The sequence below is a fragment of the Bordetella petrii genome (assembly GCF_017356245.1).
Lineage (GTDB): Bacteria > Pseudomonadota > Gammaproteobacteria > Burkholderiales > Burkholderiaceae_B > Bordetella_A > Bordetella_A petrii_D.
The window spans coordinates 1,641,260-1,659,049 of record NZ_JAFMZZ010000001.1; the positions used below are offsets into that span (position 1 = coordinate 1,641,260).

Annotated in this window: 18 protein-coding genes; 15 read left to right on the top strand and 3 right to left on the bottom strand. The window is 68.0% G+C overall.

The genetic code is table 11. The features are described 5' to 3' along the window. Window positions 1-132 precede the first annotated feature (132 nt). Window positions 133-771: a GntR family transcriptional regulator gene (locus tag J2P76_RS08025; protein ID WP_347565299.1), complete on the bottom strand. Its 639-nt coding sequence runs from the start codon at window positions 769-771 to the stop codon at window positions 133-135. Window positions 772-1,108: 337 nt separating this feature from the next. Between J2P76_RS08025 and J2P76_RS08030 the strand changes: the two genes are divergently transcribed. The 12 genes from J2P76_RS08030 to J2P76_RS08085 all read left to right on the top strand — a co-directional run bounded on the left by J2P76_RS08030 (window position 1,109) and on the right by J2P76_RS08085 (window position 12,526). Then, on the top strand, window positions 1,109-2,467 hold the full coding sequence (locus J2P76_RS08030) for an MmgE/PrpD family protein (RefSeq protein ID WP_207406021.1): 1,359 nt from the start codon (window positions 1,109-1,111) through the stop codon (window positions 2,465-2,467). 56 nt (window positions 2,468-2,523) lie between these two features. Continuing rightward, on the top strand, window positions 2,524-3,486 hold the full coding sequence (locus J2P76_RS08035; RefSeq protein WP_207406023.1) for a tripartite tricarboxylate transporter substrate binding protein: 963 nt from the start codon (window positions 2,524-2,526) through the stop codon (window positions 3,484-3,486). A 19-nt stretch (window positions 3,487-3,505) separates the two neighbouring features. After that, window positions 3,506-4,249 (top strand): SDR family NAD(P)-dependent oxidoreductase, encoded by a 744-nt coding sequence (locus J2P76_RS08040; protein ID WP_207406025.1) that lies wholly within the window; start codon window positions 3,506-3,508, stop codon window positions 4,247-4,249. A 17-nt stretch (window positions 4,250-4,266) separates the two neighbouring features. Beyond that, window positions 4,267-5,616 carry an MmgE/PrpD family protein gene (locus tag J2P76_RS08045; RefSeq protein ID WP_207406027.1) on the top strand — a complete coding sequence of 450 codons (1,350 nt, stop codon included), beginning with the start codon at window positions 4,267-4,269 and terminating at the stop codon, window positions 5,614-5,616. A gap of 24 nt (window positions 5,617-5,640) precedes the next feature. Further along, the gene (locus J2P76_RS08050) at window positions 5,641-6,603 is read left to right on the top strand and encodes a branched-chain amino acid ABC transporter permease (protein WP_207406029.1); all 963 of its coding nucleotides are present in this window, start codon (window positions 5,641-5,643) and stop codon (window positions 6,601-6,603) included. Window positions 6,604-6,611: 8 nt separating this feature from the next. Next, on the top strand, window positions 6,612-8,390 hold the full coding sequence (locus J2P76_RS08055) for a branched-chain amino acid ABC transporter ATP-binding protein/permease (RefSeq protein WP_242697322.1): 1,779 nt from the start codon (window positions 6,612-6,614) through the stop codon (window positions 8,388-8,390). Continuing rightward, the gene (locus J2P76_RS08060; protein WP_207406033.1) at window positions 8,380-9,090 is read left to right on the top strand and encodes an ABC transporter ATP-binding protein; all 711 of its coding nucleotides are present in this window, start codon (window positions 8,380-8,382) and stop codon (window positions 9,088-9,090) included. Before J2P76_RS08055 ends, J2P76_RS08060 begins: the two co-directional genes overlap by 11 nt. A 45-nt stretch (window positions 9,091-9,135) precedes the next feature. After that, the gene (locus J2P76_RS08065; protein WP_207406034.1) at window positions 9,136-10,359 is read left to right on the top strand and encodes an ABC transporter substrate-binding protein; all 1,224 of its coding nucleotides are present in this window, start codon (window positions 9,136-9,138) and stop codon (window positions 10,357-10,359) included. A 114-nt stretch (window positions 10,360-10,473) separates the two neighbouring features. Continuing rightward, on the top strand, window positions 10,474-10,869 hold the full coding sequence (locus tag J2P76_RS08070; protein WP_207406036.1) for a carboxymuconolactone decarboxylase family protein: 396 nt from the start codon (window positions 10,474-10,476) through the stop codon (window positions 10,867-10,869). A gap of 13 nt (window positions 10,870-10,882) precedes the next feature. Continuing rightward, complete coding sequence (locus J2P76_RS08075) at window positions 10,883-11,776, top strand: NAD(P)-dependent oxidoreductase (RefSeq protein WP_207406038.1); 894 nt, start codon at window positions 10,883-10,885, stop codon at window positions 11,774-11,776. Window positions 11,777-11,789: 13 nt separating this feature from the next. Continuing rightward, complete coding sequence (locus tag J2P76_RS08080; protein WP_207406040.1) at window positions 11,790-12,188, top strand: cupin domain-containing protein; 399 nt, start codon at window positions 11,790-11,792, stop codon at window positions 12,186-12,188. Between the two features lie 11 nt (window positions 12,189-12,199). Continuing rightward, on the top strand, window positions 12,200-12,526 hold the full coding sequence (locus J2P76_RS08085; protein ID WP_207406041.1) for an NIPSNAP family protein: 327 nt from the start codon (window positions 12,200-12,202) through the stop codon (window positions 12,524-12,526). Window positions 12,527-12,532: 6 nt separating this feature from the next. Here J2P76_RS08085 and J2P76_RS08090 read toward each other — a convergent pair whose 3' ends face one another. Both J2P76_RS08090 and J2P76_RS08095 read right to left on the bottom strand, forming a co-directional pair. Next, window positions 12,533-13,498, bottom strand: a complete 966-nt coding sequence (locus tag J2P76_RS08090) for a Bug family tripartite tricarboxylate transporter substrate binding protein (protein ID WP_207406043.1) — start codon at window positions 13,496-13,498, stop codon at window positions 12,533-12,535. 62 nt (window positions 13,499-13,560) lie between these two features. Beyond that, window positions 13,561-15,144, bottom strand: coding sequence for a sulfatase family protein (locus J2P76_RS08095; RefSeq protein WP_207406045.1), 1,584 nt, complete (start codon window positions 15,142-15,144; stop codon window positions 13,561-13,563). Between the two features lie 143 nt (window positions 15,145-15,287). Between J2P76_RS08095 and J2P76_RS08100 the strand changes: the two genes are divergently transcribed. The 3 genes from J2P76_RS08100 (at window position 15,288) to J2P76_RS08110 (ending at window position 17,787) form a co-directional block, all read left to right on the top strand. Continuing rightward, complete coding sequence (locus J2P76_RS08100) at window positions 15,288-16,193, top strand: LysR substrate-binding domain-containing protein (RefSeq protein WP_207406047.1); 906 nt, start codon at window positions 15,288-15,290, stop codon at window positions 16,191-16,193. Between the two features lie 192 nt (window positions 16,194-16,385). Further along, window positions 16,386-16,673, top strand: coding sequence for a hypothetical protein (locus tag J2P76_RS08105; protein WP_207406049.1), 288 nt, complete (start codon window positions 16,386-16,388; stop codon window positions 16,671-16,673). A 148-nt stretch (window positions 16,674-16,821) separates the two neighbouring features. Next, the gene (locus tag J2P76_RS08110) at window positions 16,822-17,787 is read left to right on the top strand and encodes a tripartite tricarboxylate transporter substrate binding protein (protein ID WP_207406051.1); all 966 of its coding nucleotides are present in this window, start codon (window positions 16,822-16,824) and stop codon (window positions 17,785-17,787) included. Window positions 17,788-17,790: the final 3 nt, after the last annotated feature.

A 17,790-nucleotide genomic window follows, 5' to 3' on the forward strand; every position in this document is an offset into this window, starting at 1 on the left:
CGCGCCGCATGGGGTTTGGACCCGGGGTTTGGCTCTTTAGTTGGTAGGATTGTATTATAGTATTAGCAAAAATACCAAAGCCCATCCCGCGCGGCGCGGCTGCCGGCGCGGGCGGAAAGAGACGATTCGAGGCTATTCGGCCGCGATGGCGGCCTGGGTTTCGCGCAGAATCTTGATGGCCACGCGCGCGGCATTGCGCACGTGCAGGCTGCCGGCCTTGCGGGCGGCGCGGCCGTCGCGGGCGGCCAGGGCTTCCAGCAGCTCGCCCAGCTCGGCCAGGCTTTTCTTGGCGCGCCCCGGCGCCTGCATGGACGTGGAACGCAGCAGCATGACGCGCGAGTTCAGCAGCCGCAGCGTGGTGGTCAGGGCTTCGTTGCCCGCTCCGTCGAGCAGCTGCTGATAGAAGTAGTTCTTGGCCGACAGCTGTTCCAGCGAGCCGCCTTGCGTGAAGGCGCGCTTGAGCGCCTGGAAGGCATTTTGCAGCGACTTGAGTTGTTCATCGGTGGCGCGCTCGGCGAACAGCTGGCAGGCCAGGCCTTCGAGTTCTTCGCGCACCTGGTAGATGCCCTCGGCCTGCTCGGGCAGCAGGCGGTCGACGACCGGGCCGCGGTGCGGAATGACGTGGATGAGGCCTTCGGATTCCAGCTGCCGCAAGGCTTCGCGCACCAGGGTGCGGCTGACGCCGGTCATTTCGCACAGTTCGCGTTCGGGCAGGCGCTCGCCTGGCTGAAAGCGGCCCACCAGGATGGCGTTGCGGATGCTTTCGGTCACGCTGTGACGCAGCACCGAAGCGGCGCGGGGGACTTTGAAATCGGCGGGGAGCTCAGCGGCTTTCATGCGATCGGGGCAAGTGGGCAGTCGGAACCAGTGTACTGACTTGGCCGCATTTTAGCTGTACTTCGTTGGCGCGACGCGGTTGCGGCGCGGCGTGAAGCCGCGGCGCCGCCGCCGGGCCATGCGGCCTGTGAACGGCTAGCCAGAAAAATGAGTATTCAATCATACAATCTGTTTATAATACCGAAAACTGATGCCCGAGGCCGCGCGGCGGCCGCCGGGCGCACAACGAAGCAGCCGCGGGCGGCAGGGCGGCTGAAGGAGACAGCGCGACATGCAGGCAGGCAGTCCGTCCGGTATTTCCCAGGCCCTGGCGCAGTTCATTGCCGCGTGCCGCTGGGAAGACATTCCCGATTCCATCCGCCATGAGGCGCGCCGCTCGCTGGTGAATTACTTCGCGGTGGCGCTGGCGGGCGCGCGGGATCCCACCCTGGATATCGCGGTGGCCGCCTACGGGCGCTTCGCCGCCGGGCGGCAGGCCGGCCTGGTGGGGCGGCCCGAGCGGTTCGACATGCTCAACGCCGCGGCGCTGAATGCCATGGCGGCCAACGTGTACGACTTCGACGACACGCACCACCCCACCATCATCCATCCCACTGCGCCCGTCGCACCGGCCCTGTTCGCGCTGGCCCAGGCGCAGCCCATGAGCGGGGCCGAACTGCTGCTGGCGTTCGTGCTGGGGGTGGAAACCGAATGCCGCCTGGGCAATGCCGTCTCGCCCGGCCACTACGCGCGCGGCTGGCACATCACCTCGACCTGCGGCGTGTTCGGCGCTGCCATGGCGGCCGGCAAGCACCTGGCGCTGCCGCCGGGGGCGCTGGTCTGGGCGCTGGGATCGGCGGCCAGCCAGGCCGGCGGGCTGGTCGAGACGCTGGGCACCATGGCCAAGAGCGTGGGCGTGGGCAATGCGGCCCGCAACGGCCTGCTGGCGGCGCTGCTGGCGCAGCAGGACTTCGACGGACCGGCCGCGCCGCTGGAAGGCCCGCGCGGATTCCTGCGTGTTGCCGCCGAACAACCCGACCTGGCGGCTGTGACGCGGGGCCTGGGCCAGCACTGGCAGCTGGCCGACAACACCTACAAGCCTTATCCGTGCGGCGTGGTGCTCAACCCGGTCATCGATGCCTGCCTGGCGCTGGCCGCCGATCCGCGCCTGCGGCGCGTCGGCCTGGCCGGCATCGAGCGCGTCACGCTGACCGGCCATCCGCTGCTGCGCCAGCGCACCGACCGGCCCGGCGTGGCCACCGGCCGCGAGTCTCAGGTCAGCGCCCAGCATGCGGTCGCGGTGACGCTGGCGCGCGGGCGCGCCGGCCTGGCCGAATTCAGCGATGCGGCGGTGCGCGAACCGGCCTTGCGTGAACTGGGCGCCAAGGTGGCGGTGTGCGAAGCCGACGGCTATTCGGTCGATGCCGCCCAAGTCCGGATCGTTCTGCGCGGCGGCACCCAGCTGGCGCACCGGGTGGATGCGGCGCGCGGCTCGGCGGCGCGCCCGCTCAGCGACGGCGATCTTGAACAGAAGTTGCGCGAGCTGGGCAGTGCGGCCCGGCCGGACTGGAATGCCGCGCCGCTGATCGATGCCCTGTGGCGCCTGGACGAAGCGCCGGACGCGGCACAAGTAATGGCCTTGGCGGCCTGAGCGCGGGCGGCGCGCCAGCCGGCGCGCCGCGTATGCAATGTGGAAAAGGAGACGACATGAAGTGGCAGCAGTACACACGCCTGGCGGTGCTGGCCCTGGCGGGCTTCGCGTTGGCGCAGCCTGCGCGGGCGGATTTTCCTGACAAACCCCTGCGCATCGTGGTGCCGTTCGCGGCCGGCGGCGGGGTCGATGCGCTGACCCGGCCCTTTGCCCAGGAACTTGGCACGCTGCTGGGCCAGACGGTGGTGGTCGAGAACAAGGCCAGCGCCACCGGGCAGATCGGCGCGGCCGAAGTGGCGCGTTCGGCGCCCGATGGCTACACGCTGCTGCTCAGTTCCGCCGCCTTTGCCACGACGCCGGCGTTCTATCCGCAGGCGCCGTACGACCCGGTCAAGGATTTCGCGCCCATCACCATCCTGGCCGCCGCGCCGCAGGTGGTGGTGACCAGCAAGAACTTCAAGGCCAGGAGCATGGCCGAGCTGGTGCGCATGGCCAAGGCCGGCGAGCAGATCAACGTCGCGCTCAGCGGCATTACCGGCATGCAGGCGCTGGCCACGGAAATGATCGCCGCCCAGGCCGGCGTGACCTTCACCAAAGTGCCCTACAAGGGGGCGGGCGCCGCCTTCAAGGACTTGATCAGCGGCGAGGTCGACGTGATGGTCGACAACCCGGCGTCGTCGCTGCCCCATGTGCGCGCCGGCAGCCTGAACCTGATCGCCACCACGGGGCCGAAGCGCATGGCGTCGGTGCCCGACACGCCCACGGTGGCCGAGACCCTGCCGGGCGTCGAGGCGCGCAACTGGTTCATCCTGGCCGCGCCCGCCGGCACGCCGGCGCCCGTGATCGAGGCGCTCAGCCAGGCGGCCATCAAGGTGGCGTCCGGCCCGGTGATGCAGCGCTTCTTCGAACGCGACGGCACCGAAGTCGTGGCCAATTCGCCGGCGCAGGCGCAGCAATACCTGCGCGACGAAATCGCCAAGTGGGGAAAGATCGTCAAGGACCGCAACCTGCAGCCCTGAACCGGGCACGGAGCAAGTCATGGGAAGACTGGATGGCAAGATCGCGGTGGTTACCGGCGCCGCCAGCGGCATAGGCAAAGAGATCGCCGGCGCCTTTGCCCGCGAAGGCGCCCGGGTGGGCATGCTGGACAACAACGAGGCCTTGTTGAAGCAGGCGGTGGCCGCCGTGCCGGGCGCCGGCGCGCTGGCCTGCGATGTGGCCGACCGCGCCGCCGTGCGGGCGGCGATAGACGGCTATGCGGGCCAGGCCGGCGGCCTGGATATCCTGGTCAACAACGCGGCCTACTTCCATTACGGCTTGCTGACCGACATGCCCGAACCGGTGGTCGACAAGATGATAGACGTGGGCTTGAAGGGGGCTCTGTGGTGCCTGCAGGCCGCCACGCCGCACCTGGTGGCGCGCGGCGGCGGGGCCGTCATCAACCTGTCGTCGGTGGCGGTGTCGGTGGCGATCAAGCATGCCTCGGTCTACAGCTGCATCAAGGGCGCGCTCGACACGCTGACGCGCCAGCAGGCCGTGGAACTGGGGCCGCAGGGCATCCGCGTCAATGCCCTGGCGCCCGGGCCGGTGGTAACGCCGGGCGCCAGTTCAGTGATCGATGCGCAGGGCTGGGAAACGCGACGCGCGCGCACGCCGCTGCGCCGCCTGGCCGAAGGCGCGGACATCGGCGCGGCGGCGGTCTTCCTGGCCTCGGATGAGTCGGTCTCGGTGGCCGGCGTCACGCTGAAGATCGACGGCGCCATGACCGTCATGGGCTACTAGGCTGGCGGGAACCGCGCATGGAACAGACTTCCACACAAGCCGCCCGGCTGGCGCGCGACGCCCTGGCGCCGCGCCAGTTCGGCCAGGCCGCGCTGCAGCAGGCGCGGCGCTGCCTGCTGGATTATTTATCGTGCGCCTTCGAGGCGCTGCCATTGCCGTGGAGCGAGCAGGCGGCCGCGCTGGCCGTGCCCGCGCCCGGCGGCGCCCACGTGATCGGCCGCGCCGGCCCGCGCCAGCCCGATGCCGCGGCCTTCGCCAACGCCGTGGCCGGCCACGGCCTGGTGCGCGAAGACATGCACGCCGGCAGCGTGGCCCACCTGGGCGTGGTGGTGTGGCCGATGGTGCTGGCTCTGGCGCAGCAGCAGCCGGTGTCCGGCGCGCAGGTGCTGGCGGCCGCCATTGTCGGCTACGAAACCGGCGCGCGCCTGGGCCGCGCCGTGATGACGCCGGCGCTGGCGCGCCTGTTCCGGCCCACCGGGCTGGTGGGGCCGATGGCCGCCGTCATGGCCGGCGCGCGCCTGGCCGGATTCGATGAAGCCCGCGCCCGGCATGCGCTCGCGCTGGCCGGCAATTGCAGCGGCGGGCTGAACGAATGGGCGCACACGGGCGGCAGCGAGATGTACTTTCACCCGGGCTTCGCGGTGCGCAATGCCTGGACCTGCCTGCAGCTGGCGCGCGGCGGCGCGCAGGCGTCGGCGTCCATCCTGGAAGGCGAGGCGGGCTTCTTCCAGGCTTATGCCCGCGCGCCGCTGGGCGAAGACATCGCGCTGTTCGCCGACGGCCGGGCGGAAATCGAGCAGGTCTTCCACAAGCCGGCGCCGGCCTGCAACTTCGCCCAGTCTCCTTGCCAGGCGGCGCTGCGCGCGGTGCGCCAGGCCGGCGCGCGCCGCATCGAGGCCGTGCGCATCGACACCACCGAAGCCGCCGTGCGCTATCCGGGCTGCGATGCCGCCGGCCCGTTCCAGCATGCGCTGCAGGCCAAGATGAGCATCCTGTTCGGTGTGGCGGCCACGCTGGCGCGCGGCGCCATTGGCGAAGACAACTACCGGCGCCTGGACGACCCCGCCATCGCGCGGCTGGTCGCGGCCACCACGCTGCGCGCCGATCCGCAATACAGCGCCGCCTTTCCGGCGCGCCAGGGGGCGCGGGTCACGCTGCTGCTGGACGACGGCAGCAGCGTCGGCGCCGCGCTGGACGATGTGCAGGCTGCCGATGATGGGCTGATCCGCCAGCGCTTCCGCCGGGCGGCCGCGGCGGCAGTGGGCGCCGATGCGGCCGCGCGCATCGAAGACCTGGTCGAGCGCTACGAGCAGGCGGCCGACGCGGCCGAACTGCCGCGCCTGTGCGCGGCGGGCGGCGCGGCCTGAGCGCGTTCAAGCAAGGAATAATCCATGACAGAACTACAAATCCATCTGGAAGCATTCCTGCAGTCGCTGGCTGCGGGAATACTGGTGGGCGGCATCTACGGCCTGATGTGCGTGGGCCTGGCGATGATCTTCGGCATCATGCGCGTCATCAATTTCGCCCAGGGCGATTTCATGATGCTGGGCATGTACATCACGTACTTCTTCTTCGTGCTGCTCACCGGCCACGGCATGGCGGGATCGCCGCTGGGGCCTTATGTGTCCATGCTGCTGGCCCTGCCCGTGATGTATGCCGTGGGCTACCTGGCGCATCGCCTGCTGATCTCGCGCGTGACCGGCGGCAAGACCGCCGCGCTAGACGGCGAGGGGCACTACGCCCAGCTGATCCTGACGCTGGGCATCGCGCTGGTGCTGCAGAACGGCGCCATGATGGTGTTCGGACCCGAGCTCGAATCGATCCGCACGCCGCTGTCGAGCAGCGCCTGGGAAATCGGGCCGCTGTGGGGGGATTTCGTCAGCGTCTTCGTCAACAAGGGGCGCGGCTACGCCGCGCTGATCTCGGTGGCGGCCATCGTGGCGCTGGCCGTGGTGGTGGGGCGCAGCCGGCTGGGCAAGTCGCTGCGCGCGGCGGCCGACAACCCCGTCGCGGCCTCGTACATGGGCATCGATGTCGACCGCGCCTACCGCATCGCCTTTGCCCTGGGCACCTGCATCACGGCCCTGGCCGGCGGCCTGCTGGCCACCAATTTCCCGTTCCATCCCTTCGTGGGGCTGGAGTTCGTCATCGTGATGTATGCCGGCGTGGTGCTGGGCGGCATCGGCAGCATCCTGGGCGCCTTCTGGGGCGGCATGGTGATCGGGCTGGTGCAGCAACTGTCCAGCCTGGTGCTGCCCACGCAATTGCAGAACGCGGCGATTTTCGTGTTCTTCCTGCTGATCGTCATTCTCCGGCCGCAAGGGTTGTTCGGCCGCGTCGCGGAGCGGACCTGATGAAATCCATGCGCACTCTCGTGATCATGCTGGCGGTGGCGGCGGCCTACCTGGGCGCCGCGCTGCTGGTCGACAATTCCTACCACCAGCTCATCTTCACACTGGTGCTGGTGTGGGCGTGCTTCGGCCTGTCGTGGAACATGCTCAGCGGCTATACCGGGCTGGTGTCGTTCGGCCATGCCGCGTTCTTCGGCCTGGGCGCCTATGCCGCCGTGCTGGGGCAGATCACCCTGGGCCTGTCGCCCTGGCTGATGATCCCGCTGTCGGCCCTGATCGGCGCGGCGGCCGGACTGCTGGTGGGCCTGCCCACCTTCCGGCTGCGCGGCCATTATTTCGCGCTGGCCATGCTGGCCTACCCGCTGGCGCTGCTGTATGTCTTTGAATGGCTGGGCTACCAGGAAGTCACGTTTCCCATGGTGCGCGAGAACCCGGCCTGGTTCATGCAGTTCTCGAACCCGTGGCTGTACACCGTGGTGGCCATGGCGATGCTGCTGTTGTTCGTGCAGATTACGCGCCATGTCGAGCGCACGCGTTTCGGCATGGCGCTGATCGCCATCAAGCAGAACGAGGCGGCGGCCGAGGCCGCCGGCATCGATACCCTGCGCTGGAAGCTCAAGGCCATCGCGCTCAGCGGCGCCATTGCCGGCGCCACCGGCGCGTTCTACGCCGTGGTGCTGCTGGTGGTGACGCCGGTGTCGGTGTTCGGCATGCTGGTGTCGGCCCAGGCGCTGACAGTGGCGATGTTCGGCGGGGTGGGCACGGTGTGGGGGCCGATCATCGGCGCGGCCATCCTGATCCCGCTGGGCGAAATTCTGCATGCGGAACTGGGCGCCGCCTATCCCGGCATCCAGGGCGTGATCCTGGGCGCCGCCATTATCGCGGTAATCCTGATCGCGCCCGAGGGCGTGTTCTGGAAAACGCGCGATTTCCTGCGCCGGCGCGGCGCCCTGCGGGCGCGCGCGGCCCTGCCGGCGGAAGCGGCGCCGCCGCCAGCCGATGCCGCGCCCGCGCCCGCCGCGCCGGCCGAGCCCGCGCGGCGGCCCGCCGGCGGCGAAGTCATCCTGGACGTGGCGGGGCTGTCGCGCAGCTTCGGCGGCCTGAAGGCGGTGCAGAACGTCAGCTTCCAGGTGCGCAAGGGCATGATCCTGGGCATCATCGGCCCCAACGGCGCCGGCAAGACCACGCTGTTCAACCTGCTCAACGGTTTCCTGAAGCCGGATGCCGGGCGGGTGGTGTTCAAGGGCGCCGACATGGCCGGCCGCAAGCCGCACGTGCTGTGCGCGGCCGGCGTGGGCCGCACCTTTCAGGTGATGCGGCCTTTCATGCGCCTGACGGTGGCGCAGAACGTGAAGATCGGCGCCTACGTCAAGGCGCGCGATGAAGCCGAGGCCGAGGCCCTGGCGGCGCAGGCCATCGAGCGGGTGGGCCTGGCCGACTGCGCCGGCCGTCTGGCGTCGGTGCTGACCACGCGGCAACTGCGCCTGATGGAGCTGGCGCGCGCCGTGGCGGGCCAGCCCGAGCTGCTGCTGCTCGACGAGACGCTGGCCGGCCTGGGGCAGGGCGAGGTCGACGACGTGGTCGCGGCCATCCGCGGCCTGTCGGCGCAGGGCACCACCATCGTCATCATCGAACACACCATGCAGGCCATGGTGCGCCTGGTCGACGAGTTCGTGGTGCTGGACCACGGCGAAGTGCTGGCGGTGGGCGAGCCGCAATCCATCACGCAGGACATGCGGGTGGTCGAGGCCTACCTGGGCAAGAAATGGAGCGCGCGACATGCTGCTTGAAATCGACAGCCTGGTGGCCGGCTATTCCGCCTTGCCGGTCCTGAACGGCATATCGGTGGCGGTCAAGGAAGGCGAATTCGTTTCCATCGTGGGCCCCAACGGCGCGGGCAAGAGCACGCTGTTCAAGACCATATCCGGCACCGTGGCCGCGATGTCGGGCGCCATCCGCTACGACGGCCGCGACCTGCTGGCGGTGCCGGTTTCGCAGCGGCCGCACCTGGGCATCGCGCACGTGCCGGAAGGCCGGCAGGTGTTCGCCTCGATGACGGTGCTGGAAAACCTGGAAATGGGCGCCTACACGGCCGCCGGCCGGCGCGACTGGTCGCGCAACCTGGCGCGCATCTATGAATGGTTTCCCGTGCTCAGGCAGCGTGCCCGGCAGCTGGCCGGCACCCTGTCGGGCGGGGAACAGCAGATGGTGGCCATCGGCCGCGGCCTGGCGTCTTCGCCGCGGCTGCTGATGCTGGACGAGCCATCGATGGGTTTGTCGCCGGCGATCGCGGATTTCATCTTCGAGCGCCTGATCGACATACGCAGGGACGCCAAGCTGACCATCCTGCTGGTAGAGCAGCGGGTGGCCGAGGCGCTGCAATTCGCCGACCACGGCTATGTGCTCGAGACCGGGCGCGTGGTCCTGGAGGGCACCCACGACACGCTGCAGGCGGACGATCGGGTCCGCCGGGCGTATCTCGGCATGTAAGCCTGAATCGAGAGCCGCGCAAGCGGACAACAGGAGGAGACGGACATGAAGAAGATGCAGTCGATCAAGTACCTGGGCCTGGCCGCCGCGCTGGCGGGCCTGGTGTCGGCCGGCACCGCCCGCGCGGCCGAGCCGGCGCCTGTCAGTGTCGGGCTGATTGCGCCGATGTCGGGCATCTATGCGCGGCCGGGGCAGGTCATGCGCATGGGGGCCGAAATGGCGGTCAAGGACATCAATGAACAGGGCGGCATCAAGGCCCTGGGCGGCGCCAAGCTGAAGCTGGTGGTGGTGGATTCGGGCGACACGACCGAGAAAGCCAAGAGCGCCGCGCAGCGCATGGTGGCTGATTATCCCGACCTGGTGGCCGGCACGGGCGCGTATCTCAGCTCGTTCACGCTGGCGGTCACCGAAGTCACCGAGCGCGCCAAGCTGCCCATGCTGACCCTGTCGTATTCCGACCAGATCACGTCGCGCGGCTTCAAGTACATCTTCCAGACCTCGGCCACGGCCGGCAGGCAGGCCGACATCGCGCTGCCGATGATCCTGGATCTGGCCGAGAAGGCCTCGGGCAAGCGGCCCAAGACGGTGGCGATTCTTACCGACAACACGGCCGCGTCGCTGTCGTCGGTGAAGGCCATGAAAGACGGCCTGCTCGCCAAGAACAAGCTGGAACTGGTGGTGGACGAGACCTTCACGCCGCCGCTGTCCGACGCGTCGTCGCTGATTCAGCGGGTGCGTTCACGGCGCCCCGACCTGGTGTTCTTCCTGCCCACTGTGATCTCTGACGCCAAGCTCATCCTCGAAAAAATGAACGAGACCAATGTGCGCATTCCGGTCATCTCGTTCGGCATCGCCATTGCCGAGCCCGATGTGCTGAACACGGTCAGTCCGCAGTTGATCAACGGCGTGATGTCGGCCGTGGCCAACTGGGGTGCGAAAGGGCAGGAAGCCCTGATCCAGCGCATGAAGGATGAATACAAAGAGCCGTGGATGACGCAGAACGGCATCTCGACGTACGGCGACATGTGGATCATGAAGGCGGCGCTGGAAAAAGCCGGCAAGGCCGACCGCGAATCGGTGGCGCAGGCCATGCGCGCGCTGGACGAAGGCAAAACGCCTTACTTTCCGGGCGGCGAACTGAAGTTCGACGAGGCCGGCCATCGCGTGGGCGCCACGCTGACCGTGATCCAGTGGCAGAACGGCGTGCCGGTGACGGTGTTCCCCGAAGACGTGGCCATGGCCAAGCCCATCTGGCCCGGCAAGAAGTAGCACGGCCGCATGGGGCAGCCGCCGCGGCGGCTGCCCGCGGTTTTGGATGAAGATTGAATTATTGTATTATTGGTAGGACAAAGCAGCACACGCAGCACACAAAGGAAACTCAGCATGGAACACATCAATCAGTTCGAGAAAGGCCTGGAAAACCGCAAGAAGGTGCTGGGCGCATCCCACGTCGAGAAATCGTGGGCCGGCGCGGATGAATTCAACAGGCCCATGCAGAAGCTGGTCACCGAATACTGCTGGGGCGAGATCTGGGGCGATGCCACTCTGCCGTTCAAGACGCGCAGCATGCTCAACCTGGCCATGCTCACCGCCATGAGCCAGCATCACGAACTGGCGGCGCACGTCAAGGGCGCGCTGACCAACGGGGTAACCAAAGACGAGATCCGCGCCGTGCTGATGCAGGCCTCGGTGTACTGCGGCGTGCCGCTGGCGCTGGCCGCGTTCCGCGTTGCCTCGCAGGCCATCAGCGCCTACGAGGCCGATGCCGGCAAGGCATAGCAGGGCGGCCATCATGCAACAAGACCGGGTCGGATTCATCGGATTGGGCAATATGGGCGGGCGCATGACGCGGCGCCTGGTCGACGCGGGCATCGCGGTGCGGGGCTATGACACCGATGCCGGGCGGGCCGCGGCGGCGGGCGCCCAGCCGGCCGCCTCGGTGCGCGAGGCAGTCGATTACGCCGACGTAGTGCTGCTGTCGCTGCCCGACAGCCGCGTCGTAGAGGCCGTGGCCGAAGGCCGCGACGGCATCCTGGCCTCGTGCCGGGCGGGCCAGGTGGTGGTCGACCTGAGCACCGCTGCGGCCAGTTCCACCCAGCGCCTGGCGGGCCTGTTCGCGGCGCGCGGCGTGCAGTATGTCGACGCGGGCATCTCGGGCGGGGCGGCCGCGGCCGAAAAAGGCACGCTTACCCTGATGGTGGGCGGCGACGCCGCCACCATCGAGGCCCTGCAGTGGGTATTCGCGCCGTTCAGCAGCAAGGTGCTGAACATGGGCGGCAGCGGCGCGGGCCACACCACCAAGCTGCTGAACAACTTTCTCAACGCGGTCAGCCTGGCCGCCACCGCCGAAGTCATGGTGGCGGGCAAGAAGGCCGGGCTCGACCTGCACCGGCTGCTGGAAGTGCTCAACAGCAGCAGCGGCGTCAACTTCGCCACGCTGAACCGCTTTCCCCACATCGTGGACGGCAACTACCTGGAAGGCGGGCTGACCAGCAAGCTCATGACCAAAGACGTCGTGCTGTACGTCGACCTGGCGCGCGAACTGGGCGTGGCCTCGCTCAACGCGGCCGGGCCGTTGTCGTGCTTCGGCCTGGCCACGGCGCTGGGCTATGGCGAACAGATCAGCAATCGTGTCGTGGATGCCATCGGCGATGTCAGCGGTGGCGTCCGTTTGAAATCTGAATGACAGGAGGCAGTCAATGAAGGTGTTTCACGGCAGGGCCGAAGGCAAGGTTTCCGAGCAGCGCAGCTCCACGTTCACGGGCGTGGTGTGGGGCGATCCCATCATGCCCACCACCGACAATGTCACCATCAACTCGGTGTTCTTTTCGCCGGGCGCCCGCACGTATTGGCATACGCATGAATTCGGCCAGGTACTGCAGGTAACCGCCGGGCGCGGCTGGATCTGCACCGAAGGGCAGCCCGCCCAGTCGATCCGCCAGGGCGATGTGGTGTGGATTCCGCCCAACGAGCGGCACTGGCACGGCGCGGCGGCCGATACCTACATGATCCACGTGGCCACTTCGCTGGGCAAAGGCAACTGGCAGGAAGAAGTCGCCGAGCAGGATTACGCGCGCAGCACCGGCGCGGCCGGGTAAGGGAGAGCGCCATGATCGTCGAACTTCGCGTCTACCATTGCGCGCCCGGCCGCCTGCCCGCGCTGCACGAGCGCTTTACCAGCGCCACGCTCGGCTTTTTCAAGAAGCACGGCATCGAGCAGATCGGCTTCTGGACCACGCTGGCCGGCCCCACCAATCAATCGCTGACCTACTTGCTCAAATGGGAAAGCCTGGCCGAGCGCGAGCGCAAATGGAACGCCTTTCAGGCCGATCCCGAGTGGATCGCCAAGCGCGCCGCCAGCGAGGCCGAGAAGATCATCGTCGAGCGGGTCGAGAACCAGTTCCTGGCCCCGACCGCCTATTCGGCCCTGAAGTAGCCGGGTTCAGTTGGCGCGGATTTTGGCCTGGTCGATCACCGTCGACCAGATCTGCGTCTGCGCCCGCACCCACTTGCGCGCGGCTTCGGCGCCCGCAAAGGGCGGGTGTATGCCCTGCGCGGCCAGGCGCTTCAGGAAGGCGGGCTCGGCGTAGATGCGGCCCAGCACGTCTTCCCATACCTGGGCGACCGGGTCCGGCAGGCCGGCCGGCGCCATGATCACGAAGCCGAACTTGACGTCGTAGTCGTCCAGCCCGGACTGCCCGGCTTTGCGTATCGGGGGCGTAGAGGGCAGGTCGGGGTCGCCGTCCCCGCCCGAAATCGCCAGGGGCAGCAGCTTGCCGGCCTGCACGTGCGGAAGCATGCCGGGCACTGCCAGGAACCCCGCGTCCACTTCGCCGCTGAGCAGCGCATGGGTGGCCGGCGCATTGCCGCGGTAGGGCACATGCGTGGCGTTGATGCCCGTGGCCAGCTTGAGCTTCTCGAACGCCAGGTTGCCCGGGCTGGCATGGCCTGCCGACGAGTAGGTCACCGGGTGCTTGCGGGCGTAGGCAAGAAACTCCGGCAGCGTCTTGACGCCGAGTTCCGGCCGCACGGCCAGGGCCAGGTTGAACGTGCCCGCCAGGCTCAGCGGCCGCATGGCGGTCACTTGCGGCTCGGTGTTTGAAAACACCAGCGGGTTCACCGTGTACACGGTATCGACGCTCATCAGCAGCGTGTAGCCGTCCGGCGCGGCCTGGGCCGCCGCCTGCGCGCCGATGTTGCCCGACGCGCCCGAGCGGTTTTCAACCACCACCGTCTGGCCCAGCAGCTTGCCCGCCTGCTCGGCAATTACCCGCGCCTCCAGGTCCAGCGGGCCGCCCGGCGCGAAATTTACCAGCAGCCGGATGGGCTTGTCGGGGTAGGCCGCGTGGGTTGCCGCAAACGGGGCGGCCAGCGCCGCGGCGGCGCAGAACAACAGGGTCTTGATCATGCTTGTCTCCAGTAATGAGATGCCGCGCTTCGGATGGCGCGGCTGTGGGCCGTCTGGCCGAATCAGGCCAGGGCCGTGGGGTTCGGGCTGGTTTCCGCGTGGCGGATCATGGTGCGCGACAGCTCGAACATCAGTTCCCCGCGCAGCGCGGCGTGGCCGGGGTCGTGCCACAGGTTGCGCAGCTCCATCGGGTCTTCGCGCAGGTCGTACAGCTCGCCCCAGGGCGCGTCGGCATAGACGCTGAGCCGGTGGCGCGCGGTCTGCAGCGTGCGCATGCGCATGCGGCCCGGCAGCCCGAACAGCACGCGCTGGTTTTCCTCTTCCACCAGCACGGCGTCGCGCACGCCGGCGCTTTTGCCCTGCATCACGGGCAGCAGCGAGCACCCCTGCATGCCGTTGTAGGCCGGCAATCCGGCGCGTGCCAGGATGGTCGGGGCGATATCGGCGGTCGAGCACAGGGCCTGGCTGCGCGGCGCCTGCGGCGCCTGCCGGGGATCGCGCCAGATGAACGGCGTGCGGATCAGGCCCTGGTAGTGCACCGGGCCCTTCCACAGCAGCTGGTGGTCGCCGAAGAAATCGCCGTGGTCGCTGGTGAAGATCACCACCGTATTGTCATCCAGGCCGTAGTCGCGCAGGGCCTGCATCACCCGGCCGACGGTGGCGTCGATGTGCGAGATCGAGCCGTAGTTCAGCGCAATGGCCTCGCGCGCTTCACGTTCGGTGCAGGCGAACATGGCGGGAGTGTGCTTGACGGCCTTGCCCGCATCGCGCTGCCCGCGCAGCCAGGCCACGTGCGGCGGCGGCTGGTGGCCCGGCGCCGCGCTGGCATGGAACGACGCCGGCAGGTCGATCTCGTCGGGCCGGTACATGTCCCAGTACTTGCCATGCGGCGTGAAGGGATGGTGCGGGTCGGGAAACGAGCACTGGATGAAAAACGGCGTGCCCCGCGCCGCGTTTTCGCGCAGCAGCGCGATGGCCTGGTCGCCCACATAGGCATTGGTGGAACAGTCTTCCGGCACGCGGGTGCGCCATGCCTGGCGGTGCCTGGCCAGCTCGAAGCCGGGCGCGGGCAGGGCGTGCTCCGGGCCCCACAGGCGGCGCACGTCGGGATGCTCGGCGGCCAGCCAGCGCTCATAGTGCCCCCAGACCTGGTCGCCATGGTCGACGGCCAGCGCCACGCGCGCAAAACCATAGAACGGGGTGGCCAGGTCGTGGCCCGGATCGTTCTGCCACAGCGGGCCCCATTCCTGGCAATAGTCGCCCGCTTCATCGGCCCAGGCTTCGCCCACGCTGGCGTCGTCGGCGGGCGGCCAGATCGCCGGCTTGCCCGTCATGTTCTGCAAATGCGATTTGCCCACCAGGGCCGTGGCATAGCCGGCTTGCCGCAGGCGTTCGACAAAAGTGGTGGCGCGCTGCGACAGGGGAATGCCGTTGTGGCGCGCGCCGTGCACCGAAGGCAGGCGGCCGGTCATCAGGGTGGCGCGGTTGGGCATGCAGATCGGCGAGCCCACATAGAAGCGGTCCGCCGACCAGCCCTGCCGCGCCAGCGCATCCAGTTCGGGCGTGCGCACGATCGGGTTGCCGTAGCAGCCCAGGTGGTCGGCGCGTTGCTGGTCGGTAATGAAGAGCAGGAAATTCGGCGGCATGGTGTTCCCGGAAAGCGGCGCGGGCAGGCGCAGTTGCGATGCGGGAAAATTATGGCCGCCTTATCCATAAATGAATAATGAAATATTATTAGATAAGCATAACTTTGAATTTATGGCTTACCGGCCGAAAATTGCCGCGCATCATGAACTGGACCCACCGCATCCGCCTGCGCCATCTCGAGATCCTGGTGCGCCTGTGCGAAGCCGGCAATCTCAGCCAGGTTGCCGCCGAACTGAACATCACGCAGCCGGCCCTTTCAAAATGGCTGAAAGACCTGGAGCAGGACATCGGCCTGCCTTTGTTCGAGCGTCAGGCGCGCGGCATCGCGCCCACCGCACATGCGCTGGCGCTGCAAGAGCATGCCCGCGCCATCATCGGCAAGCTGGACCGCGCGCACCATGCCATGGCGCAACTGGCCAGCGGCGCCACCGGCACCCTGGAAATCGGCTGTTCCCCCACGGTGGCCCCGGTGCTGTTGCCGGCCAGCATCCAGCGCTTCCGGGCCGCTTATCCCGGGGTGATGATCCATGTCGTGGAAAACTCGCTGAACCACCTGGCGCCGCACCTGCTGCAAGGCCGGCACGACGTGCTGGTGGGGCGGCTCGAACAGCAGACTTTTCCCGACGGGCTGCGCTGCGAGGCGCTGTACGAAGACCCGATCTGCCTGGCGGTGGGCTGTACCCACCCGCTGGCCGGAATGCGCCGCGTCACCTGGAAAGCCGTGCTGGCGTTTCCGTGGATGTCGCCCGACGCCTCCGCGCCCCTGCGCATCCGGCTCGACTACGAACTGGCGTTGGCCGGGCAGCCCGCGCCGCGCCAGGTAATCGCCTCTTCGTCGGTGCAGACCAACGTCGCGCTGCTGGCCGGTTCGGACCTGGTGATGCCGGTGTCGCGCGGCCTGGCCGAGCATTTCGAACAGCAGGGCCTGCTGCGGATCCTGCCGCTGGCCATGCAAAGCCGGGGCGCCATCGGCATGGTGTGGCGCGACGGCGAGGCCGAATCCGAGCACGCGGCGTACTTCATGCAATGCCTGCGGCTGGCGTGCTGACTGTGGCATTCGCGCAATACCCGATTGCGGTGCGGCCAGGATAAGAGTATTCATTGAACTAACAACAGTTCGCGAGACAAACCCACTGGGGTTCGCGGCGGACCGGGCGGCACAGCCCGGCCATGCCGCGGCGCCAGGCCGGAATTCCGCACAGGGCAGGTGCCGTGCGCGGAAGTAAGCTAGGAGGGGCTTATGGCAGTGGTGTATGTGGAGTTCGAACGAGAACGCGCACGCAAGGCGCGTTCCACCCATCAGGCCCGCCCGCGCACCGCGCCGGCCCGGGCCGGCGATAGCCGGCGCGCGTTCATGGCCTGTCTCATCCTGGCGCCCCTGGCCGGCCTGGCGGCTCCGCTGCTGGCGGTGCCCTGGCTGGGCGAACCGGCCGGCTGGCTGCTGGCGGGGGCGGGCCTGCTGGCCTGTGTGCTGCTGCTGTTCCGCCTGGCCATGCACGAGGCCGACAGCGCCCGCGACAACAACTGATCCCGCTGCCTCTTTTCCCGCAGATGTCCGCAGGTGTCTGACTCCCGAGGGGTGTCAGACACCTCGGCGATCACCGCCTGCTTGCCCCGCACGGATTCGTTTAGGTATACTTGTATTGTCATCAATACAACATATCAGGAGACAATCCATGCAAAGACTGCAACGCGTTGTCATGGGCGGCGCGCTCTTGGGCGCGCTGGCCTTGCCGCTGGCCCCCGCCCTTGCGCAGGGCGACGCCATCAAGCTGGTCGTGGGCGCCCCGCCGGGCGGCACTACCGATACGGTCGCGCGCAGCATTGCGCAGCACATGGCGCTGGATCTCAAGCGCACCGTGCTGGTCGAAAACAAGCCGGGCGCGGGCGGCAACATTGCCGCCGACTACGTCGCCAAGAGCAATCCCGATGGCAATACGCTGCTGGTCACGTTCACCAGCTTTTCCATCAATGCGTCGCTTTACCGCAACCTGCCGTTCGATCCGCTGCGCGATTTCACGCCCATCAGCATGCTGGCGAACGTGCCCAGCGTGCTGGTCGCGCGCAAGGATTTTCCGGCGCAGAGCATGCCCGAATTCGTATCGCTGGTGAAAGCCCATCCGGGTAAATACACGATGGCGCTGGCGGCTATTGGTTCGTCGGTCCACATGGCCGGCGAGCGCATGAAGATGATGGCCGGCCTGGATATCCTGAATGTGCCATACAAGGGCACCTCGCCGGCCATCAACGATCTGCTCGGCGGCCAGGTGGATATGATGTTCGCCAGTTCGCTCAATGTCCTGTCGCACATCAACAATGGGGCGCTCAAGGCGCTGGGCGTCACCAGCCCGCAGGCGCTGCCCCAGTTTCCCGGCGTGCCGCCCATCGGCGATACCATCAAGGGTTTCGAATCCAATGCGTGGTTCGCCCTGTTCGGCCCGGCCAAGCTGCCGCCCAAGACGCTCGCGATGCTCAACGCCGCGGCGCGCAAGGCGGTCAATACGCCCGAGTTCCGCCAATTGCTCGAGCGCGATGCCGCCGTCGCGGTCAGCAGCAGTCCGGAAGAACTGGATGCCTTCGTGCGCAAAGACATCGAACGCTACGCCGAGATCGTCAAGTTCACTGGCGCCACGGTCAATTGATTT

Coding starts and splice junctions, on each gene's coding strand:
- J2P76_RS08070 (WP_207406036.1), top strand. CDS start 10,474: ATGGAACACATCAATCAGTTCGAGAAAGGCCTGGAAAACCGCAAGAAG.
- J2P76_RS08100 (WP_207406047.1), top strand. CDS start 15,288: ATGAACTGGACCCACCGCATCCGCCTGCGCCATCTCGAGATCCTGGTG.
- J2P76_RS08040 (WP_207406025.1), top strand. CDS start 3,506: ATGGGAAGACTGGATGGCAAGATCGCGGTGGTTACCGGCGCCGCCAGC.
- J2P76_RS08045 (WP_207406027.1), top strand. CDS start 4,267: ATGGAACAGACTTCCACACAAGCCGCCCGGCTGGCGCGCGACGCCCTG.
- J2P76_RS08110 (WP_207406051.1), top strand. CDS start 16,822: ATGCAAAGACTGCAACGCGTTGTCATGGGCGGCGCGCTCTTGGGCGCG.
- J2P76_RS08030 (WP_207406021.1), top strand. CDS start 1,109: ATGCAGGCAGGCAGTCCGTCCGGTATTTCCCAGGCCCTGGCGCAGTTC.
- J2P76_RS08050 (WP_207406029.1), top strand. CDS start 5,641: ATGACAGAACTACAAATCCATCTGGAAGCATTCCTGCAGTCGCTGGCT.
- J2P76_RS08060 (WP_207406033.1), top strand. CDS start 8,380: ATGCTGCTTGAAATCGACAGCCTGGTGGCCGGCTATTCCGCCTTGCCG.
- J2P76_RS08055 (WP_242697322.1), top strand. CDS start 6,612: ATGCGCACTCTCGTGATCATGCTGGCGGTGGCGGCGGCCTACCTGGGC.
- J2P76_RS08080 (WP_207406040.1), top strand. CDS start 11,790: ATGAAGGTGTTTCACGGCAGGGCCGAAGGCAAGGTTTCCGAGCAGCGC.
- J2P76_RS08095 (WP_207406045.1), bottom strand. CDS start 15,144: ATGCCGCCGAATTTCCTGCTCTTCATTACCGACCAGCAACGCGCCGAC.
- J2P76_RS08035 (WP_207406023.1), top strand. CDS start 2,524: ATGAAGTGGCAGCAGTACACACGCCTGGCGGTGCTGGCCCTGGCGGGC.
- J2P76_RS08065 (WP_207406034.1), top strand. CDS start 9,136: ATGAAGAAGATGCAGTCGATCAAGTACCTGGGCCTGGCCGCCGCGCTG.
- J2P76_RS08090 (WP_207406043.1), bottom strand. CDS start 13,498: ATGATCAAGACCCTGTTGTTCTGCGCCGCCGCGGCGCTGGCCGCCCCG.
- J2P76_RS08075 (WP_207406038.1), top strand. CDS start 10,883: ATGCAACAAGACCGGGTCGGATTCATCGGATTGGGCAATATGGGCGGG.
- J2P76_RS08085 (WP_207406041.1), top strand. CDS start 12,200: ATGATCGTCGAACTTCGCGTCTACCATTGCGCGCCCGGCCGCCTGCCC.
- J2P76_RS08105 (WP_207406049.1), top strand. CDS start 16,386: ATGGCAGTGGTGTATGTGGAGTTCGAACGAGAACGCGCACGCAAGGCG.